The 15,620-nt window shown below is 72.7% G+C and carries 15 protein-coding genes; 4 read left to right on the top strand and 11 right to left on the bottom strand.

The window, feature by feature from the left end; genetic code table 11:
• Positions 1-87: 87 nt before the first annotated feature.
• Positions 88-1,548, bottom strand: coding sequence for a flotillin family protein (locus HF995_RS04960; RefSeq protein ID WP_168446643.1), 1,461 nt, complete (start codon positions 1,546-1,548; stop codon positions 88-90).
• A 122-nt stretch (positions 1,549-1,670) separates the two neighbouring features.
• On the bottom strand, positions 1,671-2,150 hold the full coding sequence (locus HF995_RS04955; RefSeq protein WP_168446642.1) for an NfeD C-terminal domain-containing protein: 480 nt from the start codon (positions 2,148-2,150) through the stop codon (positions 1,671-1,673).
• A 170-nt stretch (positions 2,151-2,320) separates the two neighbouring features.
• Here HF995_RS04955 and HF995_RS04950 point away from each other — a divergent pair, with 170 nt between their 5' ends.
• Complete coding sequence (locus tag HF995_RS04950; RefSeq protein ID WP_168446641.1) at positions 2,321-2,815, top strand: CBS domain-containing protein; 495 nt, start codon at positions 2,321-2,323, stop codon at positions 2,813-2,815.
• 55 nt (positions 2,816-2,870) lie between these two features.
• The gene (locus tag HF995_RS04945; protein ID WP_168446640.1) at positions 2,871-4,424 is read left to right on the top strand and encodes an SDR family oxidoreductase; all 1,554 of its coding nucleotides are present in this window, start codon (positions 2,871-2,873) and stop codon (positions 4,422-4,424) included.
• 12 nt (positions 4,425-4,436) lie between these two features.
• Here HF995_RS04945 and HF995_RS04940 read toward each other — a convergent pair whose 3' ends face one another.
• From HF995_RS04940 to HF995_RS04905, 8 genes are all read right to left on the bottom strand, one after another.
• Complete coding sequence (locus tag HF995_RS04940; RefSeq protein ID WP_168446639.1) at positions 4,437-5,339, bottom strand: prenyltransferase; 903 nt, start codon at positions 5,337-5,339, stop codon at positions 4,437-4,439.
• Complete coding sequence (locus HF995_RS04935) at positions 5,336-5,701, bottom strand: lycopene cyclase domain-containing protein (protein WP_168446638.1); 366 nt, start codon at positions 5,699-5,701, stop codon at positions 5,336-5,338. Before HF995_RS04935 ends, HF995_RS04940 begins: the two co-directional genes overlap by 4 nt.
• Positions 5,698-6,051: a lycopene cyclase domain-containing protein gene (locus tag HF995_RS04930; protein ID WP_168446637.1), complete on the bottom strand. Its 354-nt coding sequence runs from the start codon at positions 6,049-6,051 to the stop codon at positions 5,698-5,700. Before HF995_RS04930 ends, HF995_RS04935 begins: the two co-directional genes overlap by 4 nt.
• Entirely contained in the window at positions 6,048-7,721 is a 1,674-nt protein-coding gene (gene crtI / locus HF995_RS13795; RefSeq protein ID WP_350308736.1) for a phytoene desaturase family protein, read from the bottom strand. Before crtI ends, HF995_RS04930 begins: the two co-directional genes overlap by 4 nt.
• Positions 7,718-8,614, bottom strand: coding sequence for a phytoene/squalene synthase family protein (locus HF995_RS13790; protein WP_168446636.1), 897 nt, complete (start codon positions 8,612-8,614; stop codon positions 7,718-7,720). Before HF995_RS13790 ends, crtI begins: the two co-directional genes overlap by 4 nt.
• Positions 8,611-9,708, bottom strand: coding sequence for a polyprenyl synthetase family protein (locus HF995_RS04915; RefSeq protein WP_168446635.1), 1,098 nt, complete (start codon positions 9,706-9,708; stop codon positions 8,611-8,613). Before HF995_RS04915 ends, HF995_RS13790 begins: the two co-directional genes overlap by 4 nt.
• Before the next feature lie 201 nt (positions 9,709-9,909).
• On the bottom strand, positions 9,910-11,130 hold the full coding sequence (locus tag HF995_RS04910) for an MFS transporter (RefSeq protein WP_168446634.1): 1,221 nt from the start codon (positions 11,128-11,130) through the stop codon (positions 9,910-9,912).
• A gap of 52 nt (positions 11,131-11,182) precedes the next feature.
• The gene (locus HF995_RS04905; protein ID WP_168446633.1) at positions 11,183-11,788 is read right to left on the bottom strand and encodes a LysE/ArgO family amino acid transporter; all 606 of its coding nucleotides are present in this window, start codon (positions 11,786-11,788) and stop codon (positions 11,183-11,185) included.
• A gap of 55 nt (positions 11,789-11,843) precedes the next feature.
• Here HF995_RS04905 and HF995_RS04900 point away from each other — a divergent pair, with 55 nt between their 5' ends.
• Positions 11,844-12,716 (top strand): ArgP/LysG family DNA-binding transcriptional regulator, encoded by an 873-nt coding sequence (locus HF995_RS04900; RefSeq protein WP_350308735.1) that lies wholly within the window; start codon positions 11,844-11,846, stop codon positions 12,714-12,716.
• Positions 12,717-12,821: 105 nt separating this feature from the next.
• Here the strand turns inward: HF995_RS04900 and pgm are convergent, their stop codons facing one another.
• Positions 12,822-14,504 carry a phosphoglucomutase (alpha-D-glucose-1,6-bisphosphate-dependent) gene (gene pgm, locus HF995_RS04895; protein WP_168446632.1) on the bottom strand — a complete coding sequence of 561 codons (1,683 nt, stop codon included), beginning with the start codon at positions 14,502-14,504 and terminating at the stop codon, positions 12,822-12,824.
• A 142-nt stretch (positions 14,505-14,646) separates the two neighbouring features.
• Here pgm and HF995_RS04890 point away from each other — a divergent pair, with 142 nt between their 5' ends.
• Positions 14,647-15,474, top strand: a complete 828-nt coding sequence (locus HF995_RS04890) for a DUF5926 family protein (protein WP_168446631.1) — start codon at positions 14,647-14,649, stop codon at positions 15,472-15,474.
• The last annotated feature ends 146 nt before the right edge of the window (positions 15,475-15,620 follow it).

Here is a 15,620-nt window from a genome sequence, read left to right as displayed (position 1 = left end):
GATGATATCGACACGCTGGGGCCTCGTCATGACCTGCTGACGCGTCGGACCAGGGTGAGTTCTCGCCCGGTCCGACGCGTCAGAGCGTCAGGACGCGGGGGTGGAGCTGCTCGGAGGCTTCGGAGCGCCGGAGATGCCCTGGACGAACGAGGACAAGTCGACCCCGAGCAGGGACTTGATGATCTCCTGGCCCTCACCGAGGACCGAGCTGACCGACTTCGTCAGCTGGGACGCGCCGTCCGTCGAGATGACGGTCATGTTGTCGATCGACGCGAGCGGCTCGGCTGCGGCGCGGACGATCTCAGGCAGGCGCGAGATGAGCTCCTGCGCGAGCGCGGCCTCGCCGTACTTCTTGAGCGCCTCTGCCTTGGCGTCCGTCGCGGCGGCCTCTGCGCGGCCCTCCGCCTCGGTCGCGGCCGCGCGGGCCTCACCCTCGGCACGGATACCGGCGGCGAGGGCGACCTGGCGGTCACGCTCGGCCTCACCGGCGCGGCGGACGGACTCGGCGGCTGCCTCGGCGTCCTGGATCGCCGCCGTCTTGTTCGCCTGTGCGATGGTCGTGCGCTTGAACGCGTCGGCCTCGGTCGCGGCGTTCGCGGCGTCACGCTCGGCGTTGGCTCGCTGGACGGCGGCGTACGCGTCGGCCTCGGCGGGCTTGCGGACCGAGATGTCGAGCTCTTCCTCGGTCACCTTCGCCTGCTCCGCGAGGGCTTCGCGCTGCTGGGTCGCGACGAGGCGGTCCTGCTCGGCGCGGGCGAGCTGGCCGGCAGCCTCCGCCTCGGCGTTGGCGCGGTCGGTCTGCGCCTTGATCACGGCACGCTTGAGGTCGAGCGCCTTCTGACGCTCGGCGATCTGCTCGGCCGCCTCGATCACGGCGAACTCGGCGATCCGCTGCGCCTCGGCCTCGGAGACCTCGGCGACCTGGCGTGCGCGCGCGTTCTCGGCGCGGCCGAGGTTCGCGAGGTAGTCCGAGCCGGGGGTCGAGATGTCGGAGATGTTGAGCAGGTCGACCTGGAGGCCCTGCTCGGAGAGGTCGGTCTTCGTCGAGTCGACGACGCGATCGGACAGGCCCTTGCGGTCGGAGATGATCTGCTCGATCGTCATGTCGCCGACGATGGAGCGCAGCGAGCCCTCGAGGGACTCCTTGATGATCTCGGTGAGCGCACCCTGCTGGGAGAGGAAGCGCTGCGCGGCTCGCCGCACGCCGTCCTCGTCGCCGCGGACCTTGAAGTTGATGGACGCCTTGATGGCGATCTTGATGCGGTTCTTGTCGACGCCCTCGACCGTGATACCGATCTGCCGCTGCTCCAGCGAGATCGCGAAGCCCTGCTGGAGGATCGGCCACACGAACACTCGGCCGCCGACGACGACCCGCTGCCCGCCGATCGCCTCGGCGGCGCGCTTGCCTGCACCGCGACCGACGATGACGAGAGCCTCGTTCGGCGGGACGCGGCGGATGCGGTTGGCGACGAAGGCGACGATCGCGAAGAACGCGATCGCGAGCGCTCCGACGCCGATGACTGTCCAGAAGTTCGGGTCGTTCGGCATGGTGGCCCCCTGCAGGGGAGTCCTTCCTGTGCGGCGTTGCGGTCAGGTGGTGCTGCGCCGCGTGCGGCGGCGCCGTTCGGTGCCTGCGCATGCAGGCCGGATGGTCCCCTGGCGTGGGTGGTTCAGACGGCGCCGTCGGTGGGGGTGTCGAGGGTGACCTCGACGCGGGACCCGGACTGCTGCACGACGACGATGCGGGAGCCCTCGGGGATCGGGGTGCGGGACCATGCCATGCGGCGCTCGATCTCCTGCGCGGCGTCGAGGAAGACCTCGCCGCGCTCGGCGGTGATGTCGGTCTTGGCGACGCCGGTCGTGCCGACGAGGGAGATGGGCTGGCCGTCCTCGGTGCTCTGCAGCCTCCTGACGAGGACCTGCACGACGACGACGGCGAGCACGCCTGCGATCGCGGAGCCCACGTAGGTGACGGCGCTCGGGAGGTCGTTGGCTGTCGTGATGACGCCGACCGCGCCGAAAACGACGGCGCCCACACCGAGGCCCGTACCGGACAGGACGCCGTCCCCGACCTCGAACGCCTCGCCGACGACCATGGAGACGGCCAGGAGCACGAGCCCGATGCCGCCGATGGCGATGAAGATCGTCACGCTGTTCCTTCCCCCGCGGCACTGTGCCGTGGGCCGCACTCTAGCGAACCTTGCGGCCCGGCGTGCGGGTCCGCGGCGCCGGGTGACGTGGCGGGGGCGGGGCGATGAACGTTGAGCCACGTTCTCGTGCAGGGCTTCGTTCCCGGTGGTGGGCTGTGCAGGATCGATCCATGATCACCCGCACCATCGCGCCGCACCTTGACGGCCGCCGCCACGAGTCCGCGATCGACCGCCTCGACGACCCGTTCGCACCGGTCGGTCGGTTCGCCGCCCCGATCGACGTGGTGGAGGCGACGACGCTCTATCCGGTCGTCGCGGAGATCTTCCGGCCGGCGTACGTGACATCGGTCGCGGTGTGCAGCAGCGACGACGCCGACCGTGTCGGCCTGATCTCCCGTGAGCGCCATCTGGCGCTGAGCGCCGGGACGCTCGGGTACGGTCGCGCGCTGCTCGCCCGCCGCCAGGTGGGGGAGGTCGTGGACTGGGGGCCGGTGACGGTCCCGGGGACGATGCCCGTGGTCGAGGTGGTGCGGCGCGCGATGGCGCGTCCTGACGCTCGACGCTTCGACGACATCGTCGTCCACGGCGCGGTGTGGCAGGTCGTGACCGTCCGGGCGCTCGTGCGTGCGCTCGCGGACGTCGTCACGACGCACTGGCGCGCCTGACCCGGGCGGCTCGGCTCGGGCTGCGCGTCCCCGCCGGACGCCGCAGGCTGGGGAGATGGACGACGTCGCAGCCCCGCAGCTCTTGCCCTCGCCCGTGACCGTGCTCGTGACCGGCGCGACCGGGTACCTCGGCGGACGGCTCGTCCCGGAGCTGCTCGCAGCGGGGCACCGCGTCAAGGTGCTGGCCCGCGACGCGGGCAGGCTCGCGGAGGTTCCGTGGCGCGGGGACGTGGAGGTCGTCGAGGGTGACCTGGGCGACGCGGGAGACACGGCCCGCGCCCTGCGGCCCGACGGCGCGGGCGACGACGCGGCGGGCGACGTAGACGTGCTGTTCTACCTGGTGCACTCGATGGGGGCGAGCGGCGACTTCGAGACGACGGAGCTCGACATGGCGCGCTCGGTCGCCCGCGAGGCTCGGCGGGCTGGGGTGCGGCGGATCGTGTACCTGGGCGGCCTGCACCCGGACGGCGTCGAGCTGTCGGCGCACATGCGCTCGCGGACGGCGGTGGGTGAGGCGTTGCTCGCGTCGGGCGTCCCGACGATCGTCTACCAGGCGGGCGTGGTGATCGGGTCGGGCTCGGCGTCGTTCGAAATGATCCGGCACCTCACGGAGAACCTGCCGGTCATGCCGGCGCCGGCGTGGGTGCGCAACCGGATCGAGCCGATCGCGGTGCGTGACGTGCTGCACTACCTCGTCGGGGCGGTCGGCGTGCCGCTCGAGGTGAGCCGCCGGTTCGACCTGGGCTCGCGCGAGGTCCTGACGTATGCGGCGCTCATGTACGGGTACATGCACGAGGCGGGCCTGCCCAGGCGTCGCATCTACTCGCTGCCGACGCCTGCGCCGCGGCTCGCGGGCTGGTGGGTGACGCTCGTGACGCCGATCCCGCACGGCATGGCTGTGCCGCTCGTGCAGTCTCTCCAGCACGACGCCGTGAGCCGTGAGCACGACATCGACCGGTTCGTGCCGCTGCCGCCGGGCGGGCTGACGCCGTACCGCGAGGCGGTGCGGCTGGCGCTGGGCAAGATGAGCCGCGGCGACGTGGAGACGACGTGGGCGGGGGCGTCGTCGGGCGTGCCGGCGGACCCGCTGCCGAGCGACCCGGCGTGGGCGGGCCTGACCGTGTACGTCGACGAGCGGGAGCGGACGGCGGCGCGCGTCGAGGTCGCGGACGCGTGGCGGGTCGTCGAGGGCGTGGGCGGGGCCAACGGCTGGTACTCGCTGCCGGTCGCGTGGGCGGTGCGCGGGATTCTCGACAAGCTTGTCGGTGGTGTCGGTGCGCGGCGGGGGAGGCGGCACCCGGAGCGGCTCGTGGTGGGTGACGCGGTGGACTGGTGGCGGGTCGAGGCGATCGAGCGCGGGCACCTGCTGCGGTTGCGCGCGGAGATGCGCGTGCCGGGCTCGGCGTGGCTCGAGATGGTGGTCGAGCCGGCGGAGGGTGGTGGGACGCGCTACCGGCAGCGGGCGATCTATTTTCCGCGCGGGCTGCGCGGCAAGGCGTACTGGTGGGCGATCTGGCCGTTCCACGCGCTCATCTTCCCGGCGATGGCGCGCAACCTGCTCGCGGCTGCCGCCCGTCATGACGCGACGGGCGCCGGCGGGAGGGCGTGAGCCGCAGGCCGCTCAGCGCTGCAGCAGGATCACGATCACGAGCTGCGTGATGAGGAAGCCCGCGACCATGTTGAGCCAGAGGAATCGGCGCCAGCCGACGTTGGCCCGCTCGCAGTCGTCGTCCGTGAGGGTGCGGAACGGTGCGATCGACACGGCGTAGCCCAGCGGGATGACGGCGCCGAGGACCCCGGGCCAGCCTGCGCCGAGCATGAGCACGGCCGCGAGCAGGTAGCCGCCGATCGCGATCCGGACGGTGCGTCGCGCGCCGAGCACGGTCGCGATGGACGCGATCCCGGCGGAGCGGTCGGCGCGCACGTCCTGCACGGCGCCGAAGGCCTGCGATGCGGCGCCCCACGCGAAGAACGCGGCGAGCACCGCGATCACGGGTGCGGTGAAGTCGCCGCCGGCGAGCGTCACGGCGAAGACGGCGGGCGACACGAAGTGCGTCGAGGACGTGAGCGAGTCGAGGACCGGCTTCTCCTTGAAGCGCAGCCCGCGCGCCGAGTACGCGACGACGGCGAACAGCGACACGGCGAGCACCGCGGTCGACGCGACCGTGCCCGCGGCGACGAGCACGACGACGAACGGCAGGCACGTGAGCGCGGACGCCCACAGCGTCGCGCGGTGCAGGCGCCGGTCCAGGACGATGCCCTCGACGCCGCCCTTGCGCGGGTTGGCCAGGTCGGACTCGTAGTCGAAGACGTCGTTGATCCCGTACATCGCGAGGTTGTACGGCACGAGGAAGAACACGGTCGCGACGGCCATGAGCCACCACCGGTCGCCTCCGGCCAGGAGGTAGGCCGCGGCGAACGGGTAGGCGGTGTTGATCCACGACAGGGGTCGGGACGTGCCGACGAGGCCGCGCAGCAGGCTCGTGCGCTCGGGGTGGTGGGCGACGGCGTCGCGGGAGGTCATGCGTGCTCCTGGAGCTGGCGGTCGGTCGAGGCGGGGGACGCGGGGTGGCTCGGGCGGGGCGCGAGCGCGACGCGCAGGGCGGGCAGGAGGAGCCCGGCCGCGAGCGGCCAGGCGAGGTCCTCGAGCGGCGCGCGCCAGAGGATCACGCCGGTGAGGCGGTCCTCGTCGAAGCGGAACAGGTCGGACATGACCATGAGCGAGTCGAACACGACGGTCAGGACGCACAGGACGACCACGGTCACGGCGACCGCGAGGGCGAACCGCGGCGGGAGCGTGCCGCGCCGTCGTGCGACGACGACGCACGCGACGTGCAGCACGACGACGACCGCGAGCGCGATGACGGCGAGGTCCAGGTACGTCACGACCTGACCTCCGGCGTCGTGCGCGCGTCCTGCCCGAGGAGGCGCAGCGCGCCGGCGAACACCACGAGCGTGAGATAGCTGAGGAACGTCACGAACACGAGCTCTTCGACGGGGAGGTGCGGCGCGACCTCGATCCCGAGCATCGCGGGGCTCTCGCCGCGGCCGAAGAACCCGCGGGAGATCGCGACGGCGTCCCACACGAGGAAGCCGACCGCGCCGACGAGCGTCACCGCGACCGTGAGGGCGCGGGCGCGGCGCTCGCGGGCGAAGAGGGCGACCTTCCAGCGGGCGTCGATCGTGACGACGCCCGCGAACGAGAGGGCGAGCGCGCCGAGGTACCAGCCGGTCACGCCGGACGTCCGGGGGTCACGGGCGGGCGGTGGCGCAGGGTGTCGGCGGGCAGCGGCCCGGTGGACGTGTCGCCGCGCAACCTCTTGAGCGCGATCTCCGCGCTGATGAGGCACATCGGCAGGCCGATCCCGGGGATGGTGGAGCCGCCCGCGTACAGGAGCCCGTCGACGTGGCGGGACGCGTTGCGCCCGCGGAGCATCGCGCTCTGCCGCAGGGTGTGGGCGGGCCCGAGGGCGCCGCCGCGCCAGGAGAGCAGGTCGGTGGCGAAGTCGCCCGGACCGACGGTGCGGCGCAGGACGATCCGCTCGGCGAGGTCGGTGACGCCTGTCCACGCGGCGACCTGGGCGATCGCGGCGTCGGCGACGCTCTCGACCGCGGCGTCGCCTGCGCCGTCGATCCCGCCGCGGCCGAGGCTCGGCCCGTCCGTGGGGTCGGCGGGGACGGGCACGAGGATGAAGATGTTCTCGTGGCCGTCGGGCGCGACGCTCGGGTCGGTGCGCGACGGCGTGCACACGTACAGCGAGGCGGGGTCGGGGACGCGCGGATTCTTGCCGTAGACGGCGTCGAAGTTGGCGTCCCAGTCGGACGTGAAGAGCAGCGTGTGGTGGACGAGCCGGGGCAGCTCGCCGCGCACGCCGAGGTGCACGAGGACGGCGCCTGGACCCGGGTCGCGGCCCGCCCACCACTGCTCCGGGTAGGTCTGGAGGTTCTCAGGGAGCAGGCGCGTCTCGAGGTGGTGCAGGTCGCCCGCTCCGACGACGACGTCGGCCGGGACGAGGTGCGTCCCGTCGGCGTCGCGGACCTCGACCCCGGTGACGTGCGCGCGCCCCGTGCGTGACGTGCGCGGGGAGCGGCCGGACCGCTCGGTGCCGGGGTGGCGGCCCTCGCGGGTGAGGACCGCGGTGACCTCGGTGCCGGTGACGATGGAGACGCCCGCCTCGAGCGCGACCTTGCGGACGGCGTCGATCACGGTGCCGAAGCCGCCTTGGGGGTAGCGCACGCCCTCGGCTAGGTCGAGGTGGCTCATGAGGTGGTACATGCTCGGAGCACGGTCGGGGCTCGTGCCGAGGAACACGGCCGGGTAGCCGAGCACCTGGCGCAGCCGCGGGTCGCGGAACGACCGGGCGACGTGCTTGTCGAGCGGGCGCAGCAGCAGGGACATGAGCGTGCCGGTGCGCCGCAGCACGTCGCGGTGGAAGAGCGGCCGCAGCGACTGGAAGCTCGTGTAGAGGAAGCGCTCGACGGCGAGCTCGTATGCGTCGCGTGCGAGCTTGAGGTAGGCGCGCAGGCGCTCGCCCGCGCCGGGCTCGACGGTCTCGAACAGGGTGACGGAGTCCTCGAGGTCTGAGCGGACGTCGAGCGGTGCGCGGCCGGTCGCGGCGTCGTCCTCGGTGATGACCCGGTAGGCGGGGTCGAGCCGCACGAGGTCGAGCTCGCGGGCGGTGGTCGTGCCCATGAGCTCGAAGAAGTGGTCGAACACCTCGGGCATGAGGTACCAGGACGGGCCTGTGTCGAAGACGAAGCCGTCGGACTCCCAGACGCCGCACCTGCCGCCGACGTCGTCGCGCCGTTCGATGACCTCGACGTCGTGCCCGTCGCGGGCGAGGAGCGCGGCGGTGGCGAGGCCGGCGATGCCGGCTCCGACGACGACGACTCGGCTGCGGGTCACGATGTCACCTCACGGGTTCGGCCGGGGCGGGCGTCGGCGAGGGCGACGCGGGCGAGCACGGCGATCTTGGTGCGGGTGGGGACGCGCACACGGCGCGCGGCGATCGTCGCGGCGGGCGTGCGGCGGAGCTGGTGCGAGAGCGCAGCGAAGAGGGCATGCGCGGCGTGGACGCCGCGGCGGCTCGAGCGGGGCAGCTCGCCGATCGTCGCGCGGGCGGTCGCGAGGTCGCGGTCGATGTCGTCGAGGATGTGGTCGCGCTCGGTGTCGGTGAGGCGGGTGGGCGCGACCTGGAGGTAGTTGCGGCCGAGCTCGTCGCGGTCGGCGGCGAGGTCGCGCAGGAAGTTCACTTTCTGGAAGGCCGCCCCGAGCGCGACGGCGCCGGGCGCGAGGTGCTCGTAGCGTCGCTGACGGTCCGTGGCGGTGCCGGGGGTGTCGAGGAGGAAGACGCGCAGGCACATGAGCCCGACGACCTCTGCGGACCCGTGCACGTACGCGTCGAGCGACGACGCGTCGTGCTCGGTGCGGGCGAGGTCGGTGCGCATGGACTCGAAGAACGGCCCGGTGAGCTCCGCGTCGATGCCCGCGGCTCGGGCGGTCAGGGCGAACGCGTGCACGGTCAGGTTGGTGGAGTAGCCGCGCTCCACGGCGCGGGCCGTCTCGGCCTCGAGGTCCTCGAGCAGCGCGCGGCGGTCCTCGACCGTCGTCCCGTCGAACGCGCCGTCGACGATCTCGTCGGCGAGGCGCACGAGGCCGTAGATGCTGCGCACCTGCGTCCGGACGGGTTCCGCGAGCATGCGGGCGGCGCGCCCGAAGCTCGTCGAGTAGGCGTCGATGATGGTCGAGCTGGCGCGCAGCGCGGCGTCGTCGTACCGGGCTCTGTCGGCGGCGGTCATGCTGCGCGCGACTGACGTGCTGCCCGGGAGGGGAGCGCTCCGAGCCATTCGACCAGGTCGTGGGGCAGGCTTGCGGCGCGTGCGAGCGCGCGGGCGGCAGCCATGTGGTCGAACGCGAGCGCCTCGACGAACGCACGCGAGCCGCATGCCTCGAGCGCGGCACGGGCGATCGCTGCGCCCTGCTCGTCGAGGTCGGCGGCGCCGTGGTACGGCGCGACGCTCTCCCAGGCACCGGTGGTGCGGGCGTGGGCGATGATCGGCGTGTGCTTGCCCTCGCGCAGGTCGGTGAGGTTGGACTTTCCGGTGTGCGCGGGGTCGCCGAACGTGCCGAGCACGTCGTCCTGCAGCTGGAACGCGAGCCCGAGGTGGCGGCCGAGCAGGTCGAGGATCGGCAGGATGCTCGTCGCGCGCTCGGTGTCGACGAGGGTCGCGGCGGCCTGGAGCGGGAGGACGAAGGAGTAGACGGCGGTCTTCCGTTCCTCCATCTGCAGGACGTCCTCGAGGCTGGGCTCGACGGTGCCGAGGCTGAGCTCGACGTCGGCGAGCTCTCCGGCGGCGGTCGTGCGGATGGCCTCTTCGAAGAGCTCGAGGAGCTTGGCGACGACGTGCTGGGGGGCTTTGGTGCGGGCGACGGCCGTGATGGCGCCGGCGATCGCGAGGTCGCCGGCGAGGATGCCTGCGGCGTCGCCGAACGCTGTGGCGGCCCCGGGGGAGGCTCCGGCGGCGCGGGCTCGCCGCGCGAGCTGGCCGCTCACGTTGAGCCGGCCGCGCCGGGTGGTGTCGTGGTCGATCACGTCGTCGTGCATGACGAACGCGCCGTGCAGGAGCTCGACCGCGTCGCCGACGTGGGCGGCGACCTCGAGGTCGGTGCCGCCGAGCGCCGCGTAGGTGCGTGTGACGAGCTGGGGGCGGGCGCCCTTGCCGCCGCCGGCGGCGTCGCGCATCGCTTCCCACAGGGTTCGGTAGGCCGTGCCGGGCGGGTCGAGGAGCTCGGCGTGGTGATCGCCGGCGGCGAAGAAGGCTTCGCACGGGGTGGCCTGGGTAGCGGGTTGGCGCTGCGGCGCGGTGATGCTCGGTGCGGTGACGGTGACCATTGCTGCTCCTGCGCTCTCGGGTACGGCTCAGGGTAACGGAAAGTGGTTAGCCAGGCTAGCAATCTCCCAAACTAGGTACTGGTTCGCGAGTCATGGCAACACGGTGCCCGGAAAGTCACGGTTGCGCCAGAGGTTCACGTGTCCCAGATGCACGAACGCCCGCCCCGCACGAGCGGGACGGGCGTACGAGCGCAGCGCAGGTCAGTCGACGTCGTCGACGACCCGCCGCGTGCTCGAGCGACGCAAGATCCCCATCGACGCGAGCACCAGCGCCGCGCCCGTCCCCGCGCACACGATCGCCACGATGAACCCGGCGTGCGGACCCGCAGCGTCGATCCGCGAGCCCGCGATCGACGAGCCGAACGAGACGCCCACGCCCAGAGCCGTGCCCACGTACGTGAGGCCCTCGGTGAGCTGGGCCGGAGGGACGATCAGCTGGACGAGCCCGTTGCCGCCGATGAGCGACGGCGCGATCGCCAGGCCGGTGACGAACATGACGCCCGCGAGCGCGGGGAGCGAGCTCACGAGCGGGAACAGCGCGACCCCGCCCGCGAGCGCGAGCATCGCCGCGGTGAAGCGCGCCCAGACCGGCGCGACCCAGCGACGCGAGCCGTACCAGAGACCCGAGACGAGCGAGCCCGCCGCGAAGATCGCGAGCACGATGCCCGCGGCACCCTTGTTGCCCTGCTCCTCGGCGAACGCGATCGTGGCGACGTCGCCCGCGCCGAACACGCCGCCCAGGGCGACGAACACGAGGACGAGCATCACCATCGCACCGAACCGCAGCACGGTCGGCGGGCGCTCAGCCTTCGTCTGCGGGACGGGGACCGGCTCGGTCGCCTTGAGCGAGAGGAACCAGTAGCCGCCGGCGAGCATCGCCACGATGGGGAACACGAGACCGGCCCACGGGGTGACCGACGTCGCGAGCCACGTCGCGAGCACCGGCCCCAGGACGAAGACGACCTCGTCGAGCGCCGCCTCGAGCGAGTAGGCGGTGTGCATGTCGTGCGGGTTGTCGAGCAGGAGGGTCCAGCGGGCGCGCACGAGGGTGCCCATCGAGCCGATCGTCGAGCCCGCGAGGGCCGCGATCACGTACAGCGCCCACGACGGCGCGTCAGACACTGCGGCGATCATGAGGCCTGTGATGCCGGTGGCGGAGACGGCGAGGAGGGGCCGCATGACGCGGGCCTGGCCGTGCCGGTCGATCAGCCGCGCGATCTGCGGGCCGCACACGGCCTGCGCGAGGACGTAGACGGCGGAGACGCGCCCCGCGAGCTCGTACGAGCCGTACAGGCCCTGGATCATGAGCACGACGCCGATGCCGACCATGGCCATCGGGAAGCGGGAGATCAGCCCGGAGATCGAGAACTGAGCCGCGCCAGGGCGCGCAAGGATCGCCCGATAGGGCCCGCCGAATGCCATTGCGCCATTCTCTCACCGGGTTCCCGGTCCCCGGTGGTGAGATCGGCCACCGTCAGCCGACCGCGAGCCTGACCGCGATGGCGACCATGACGACGGCGACGGCGCCGTCGATCACGCGCCACGTCGTCGGGCGGTCGAGGGTGCTCGACAGGGCGCGCGCGCCGAGCCCGACGAGGGAGAACCACGCGGCGCTCGCGCCCATCGCCCCGGCTGCCGCGACCCAGCGCAGGTCGCCGAAGCTGTTGGTGACGGTCCCGAGCATGACGAGGGTGTCGAGGTAGACGTGCGGGTTGAGGAGGGTGACGGCGAGGGTCGTGAGCGCGGCGGAGCGTGCGGGCCGGGCCTCGCTCGCGACGAGCCCCTGGAGGGGCTTGAGCGCGGAGCGGAGGGATGTCGCGGCGAACGCGAGCATGTAGACGACGCCACCCCAGCGCAGCACCTCGAGCACCCACGGTGCGGTGTCCTGGAGCACGCTGAGCCCGGCGGTCCCTGCGGCCATGAGGGCGACGTCGCACGCGACGCAGATCGCGACGACGAGCGCGACGTGCTCGCGGCGCAGGCTCTGGCGCAGCACCCAGGCGTTCTGGGCGCCGATCGCGACGATGAGGCCGAGGCTCGCGAGGAAGCCGGTGGTCAGGGCTGTGAGAGTCGTGTTCACGGGGCGAGGCTAAGCAGACCGGGTCCGTGAAGGCGAACGCGATAATCTGTTCCCCGTGAAGCAGTTCTTCATCAGTCCGGAGCAGCTCGCCACGCTCGCCGCGATCGCCGACGAAGGGTCCTTCGAGGGGGCCGCCTACGAGCTCGGGATCAGCACGTCCGCCGTGAGCCAGCGCATCCGCGCGCTCGAGACCTCCCTCGGTCGGATCCTCGTCCGCCGCGGCACCCCGTCGACCGTGACCGACGACGGAGCACCCGTCCTGAGGTACGCCCGCCAGCAGGCACTGCTCGCCGCAGAGCTCGCCACGGAGATCGGCGGCGTGCCCGCCGGCGCCGAGCCCGTCCCCCTGACCGTCGCCGTCAACGCCGACTCCCTCGCCACCTGGTTCCGCGACGTCCTCGTCGCGGCCGGGTCCTGGCACGACACGCACCTGCAGGTCGTCGCCGACGACGAGGCGCACGCCGTCGACCTGTTGCGACGCGGCGCCGTCATGGCCGCCGTCTCGACCGACCCGGTCGCTGCCCCCGGCTGCCGGGCCGAGCCGCTCGGCGTCGTGCGCTACAGCCCGCGCGTGCACCCGGACCTGCTCGCACGCTACGGCGTCCGCACCCGTGACGAGGTCCCGCGACTGCCCGCCGTGCGCTTCGACGCGAAAGACGAGCTGCAGGACACCGCGCTCCGCGCCGCGGGCCTGCCGCCCGCCGGGCGCGGCCCCGCCGTGCCGAGCCCGAGCGCGTTCGCGACAGCGGTGCGTGCCGGTCTCGGCTGGGGCATGCTCCTCGACGGGCAGGTCGAGGCTGCACCCGAGCTCGTCCCCGTGCCGGGCCTCGAGCCGGTGGAACGCCAGCTCGTGTGGCAGCGCTGGACCATCGCGGCGCACCGCCTCGACCGCCTCACCGAAGCGGTGCAGCGGGCCTTCCGAGGCTGACGGGGCACTCCCTGCAGAGAGAAGAGTGAGGGCCGGTGCACACGGATCGTGTGCACCGGCCCTCACTCTTGCGTCGGCCCGCAGGGGCCGCAGCGGTCAGCCTCCTCAGGCGAGCGCGTCGGAGACGACCTGCTTGGCCTCCTCCTGGACCTGCGTGAGGTGCTCTGCCGAGACGAACGACTCGGCGTACACCTTGTAGACGTTCTCCGTGCCCGACGGGCGCGCCGCGAACCAGGCGTTCTTCGTCGTGACCTTGAGGCCGCCGATCGCTGCGCCGTTGCCCGGTGCTGCGGTGAGCTTCTCGACGATCTCCTCGCCCGCGAGCGAGGTGGAGCGGACCTGGGCCGGGTCGAGCTTCGACAGCGTCGCCTTCTCCTCGAGCGTGGCGGGGGCGTCGACGCGCGCGTACCAGGACTCGCCGTGCGCGGCGACGAGCTCGGCGTGCCGCTGCGACGGGGACTTGCCGGTCTTCGCCTGGATCTCGGAGGCGAGCAGGGCGAGGAGCAGGCCGTCCTTGTCGGTCGTCCAGACGTTGCCGTCGGTCCGCAGGAAGGACGCCCCGGCGGACTCCTCCCCGCCGAAGCCGACCTCGCCGGTGAGCAGCCCGGGCACGAACCACTTGAAGCCGACCGGCACCTCGACGAGGCGGCGCCCCAGGCCGGCGGCGACCCGGTCGATGAGGGCCGAGGACACGAGGGTCTTGCCGATCGCTGCGTCGGGCCGCCAGCCCGGGCGTGCACCCGAGAACAGGTAGTCGATCGCGACCGCGAGGAAGTGGTTCGGGTTCATCAGGCCCGCGTCGGGCGTCACGATGCCGTGGCGGTCCGAGTCGGCGTCGTTGCCCGTCGCGATGTCGAAGGGTGCGGGGCCGCCCGCGGCGGGACGCATCGCGCCGACGAGGGACGCCATCGCGTTCGGCGACGAGCAGTCCATGCGGATCTTGCCGTCCCAGTCGAGGGTCATGAACGCCCAGCGCGGGTCGACGGTCGGGTTCACGACGGTGAGGTCGAGGCCGTACCGCTCACCGATCTCGCCCCAGTACTCGACGGACGCCCCGCCGAGCGGGTCGGCGCCGATCCGCACGCCCGCCGTGCGGATCGCGTCGAAGTCGACGACGTTCGCGAGGTCGTCGACGTACGCGGACAGGAAGTCGTGCTTGTGCGTCGTCGGCGCGGCGAGCGCCGTCTCGAGCGACACGCGTCGCACCTGCCCGACGCCGTCGCGCAGGATCTCGTTCGCGCGCGCGGCGATCACGGAGGTCGCGTCGGAGTCCGCGGGGCCGCCGTGCGGCGGGTTGTACTTGAAGCCGCCGTCGCGCGGCGGGTTGTGCGACGGCGTGACGACGATGCCGTCGGCGAGGCCGGGTCCCTCGACGCGGACGCCCTCGGACGTGCCTGCACCGTTGTGCAGCAGGATCGCGTGCGAGACGGCGGGGGTCGGGGTGTAGGAGTCGCGGGCGTCGATGCGCACGTCGATGTCGTTCGCGGCGAGGACCTCGAGCGCGGACTGCCACGCGGGCAGGGACAGGGCGTGCGTGTCACGGCCGATGAACAGCGGTCCGTCGATGCCCTGGCTGCGCCGGTACTCGACGATCGCCTGCGTGGTCGCGACGATGTGCGCCTCGTTGAAGGCGCCGTCGAGGCTCGACCCGCGGTGGCCCGACGTGCCGAAGACGACCCGCTGCGCGGGGTCGTCGAGGTCGGGTGTGCGGTCGTAGTAGGCGCCGAGCAACGCGTCGACGTCGATGAGGTCTTCGGGGAGGGCAACGGTTCCAGCTCGAGGATGCATGCTCCGATCCTGCCACTCGCTCCGACGCGGGCGCGCCGCGGATCTGGGCCCTCCGACCCTGTTGCGGACGGTGGCGGCACGTTCCGCGCGGGCCGCGGGGCCGCCCTGCGCCGCGGCAGAGGGCGGCCGGTACGATGAGCGCATGGCCAAGAACCCCACCCCCGACTTCGTGCTGCGTCCGTTCGAGAACCTTCCCGGCGAGGCGGACTGGGTCGCGCTGCGCGAGGTCGTCCCCGCTGCCACGGCGACCGCCCGCACGACGAAGGAGCACGGCGCGCGCGACGTCGTCGTGACGACGACGCTCCCCGGCGGGTGGCCGGCGCTGCACCGTGCCGACGGCGCGATCCTGCTCTCGATCCAGGGGCAGGGCGGCTCGGGCGACACGAGCCGTGACCTTGCGGCGAACCTGCTCGCCGTCATGGAGCTCGAGCCGGGCACGTCCCTGACGACCGTGGGCCTGCCGGGCGAGGGCCCGCGCCTGCAGGACGTCCTCGACCTGACCGTCCCGTTCGAGGTGACGATCCACGACGGTTTCGACTACTGGCTCGACCCGGCCCAGGAGATCACGCCGGACCTCAAGGAGTCCCTCGAGGAGGCCGCCTCGACGATCATCCCGACGGAGAAGCTCGCGGGCGTCGAGAGCGCCTACCTCGCTGACTTCGGTGCGCGCCGCTACCTGCGCTGGTCGATGGCTGTCGAGGAGGACCGCCTGATCGACGCGATCGCGCGCCTGCACGCGAAGCGTCAGTCGTCGCTCGGCAAGTCCCGCTTCCTCGGTGCGTTCCGCTCGTCGGGCATCTGCGTGCCTGTGTGGGACATCGTCGCGGGCACGACGATCGAGCAGCTGGAGGCGGACGCCGAGGCGTTCGCCGCGCTCCTCGCGCCGGCCCTCGAGAACACCGAGCCGCTCGACTCGAACGAGCGCCGCGCGCGGGCGGGCATCATCGCCCGCCAGGTCACGCTCCGCTGACCCCGCCACGAGGCCCCGTCGACCGCCCCGTGAGGGCGGGCGGCGGGGCCTCGCGCACGCCTCTTTGCGGATTCTTGGTGGACCTAGACCGATTCAGCAGAACCACGTGGCCTCCACTAGGGTGGACCGTGTGACACACGATCCAC

The organism is Sanguibacter hominis ATCC BAA-789 (genome assembly GCF_012396185.1).
GTDB classification, from domain to species: Bacteria; Actinomycetota; Actinomycetes; order Actinomycetales; family Cellulomonadaceae; genus Flavimobilis; species Flavimobilis hominis.
Note: the sequence above shows the minus strand (reverse complement) of the source record. Positions and strands in the feature narration are given on the sequence as shown.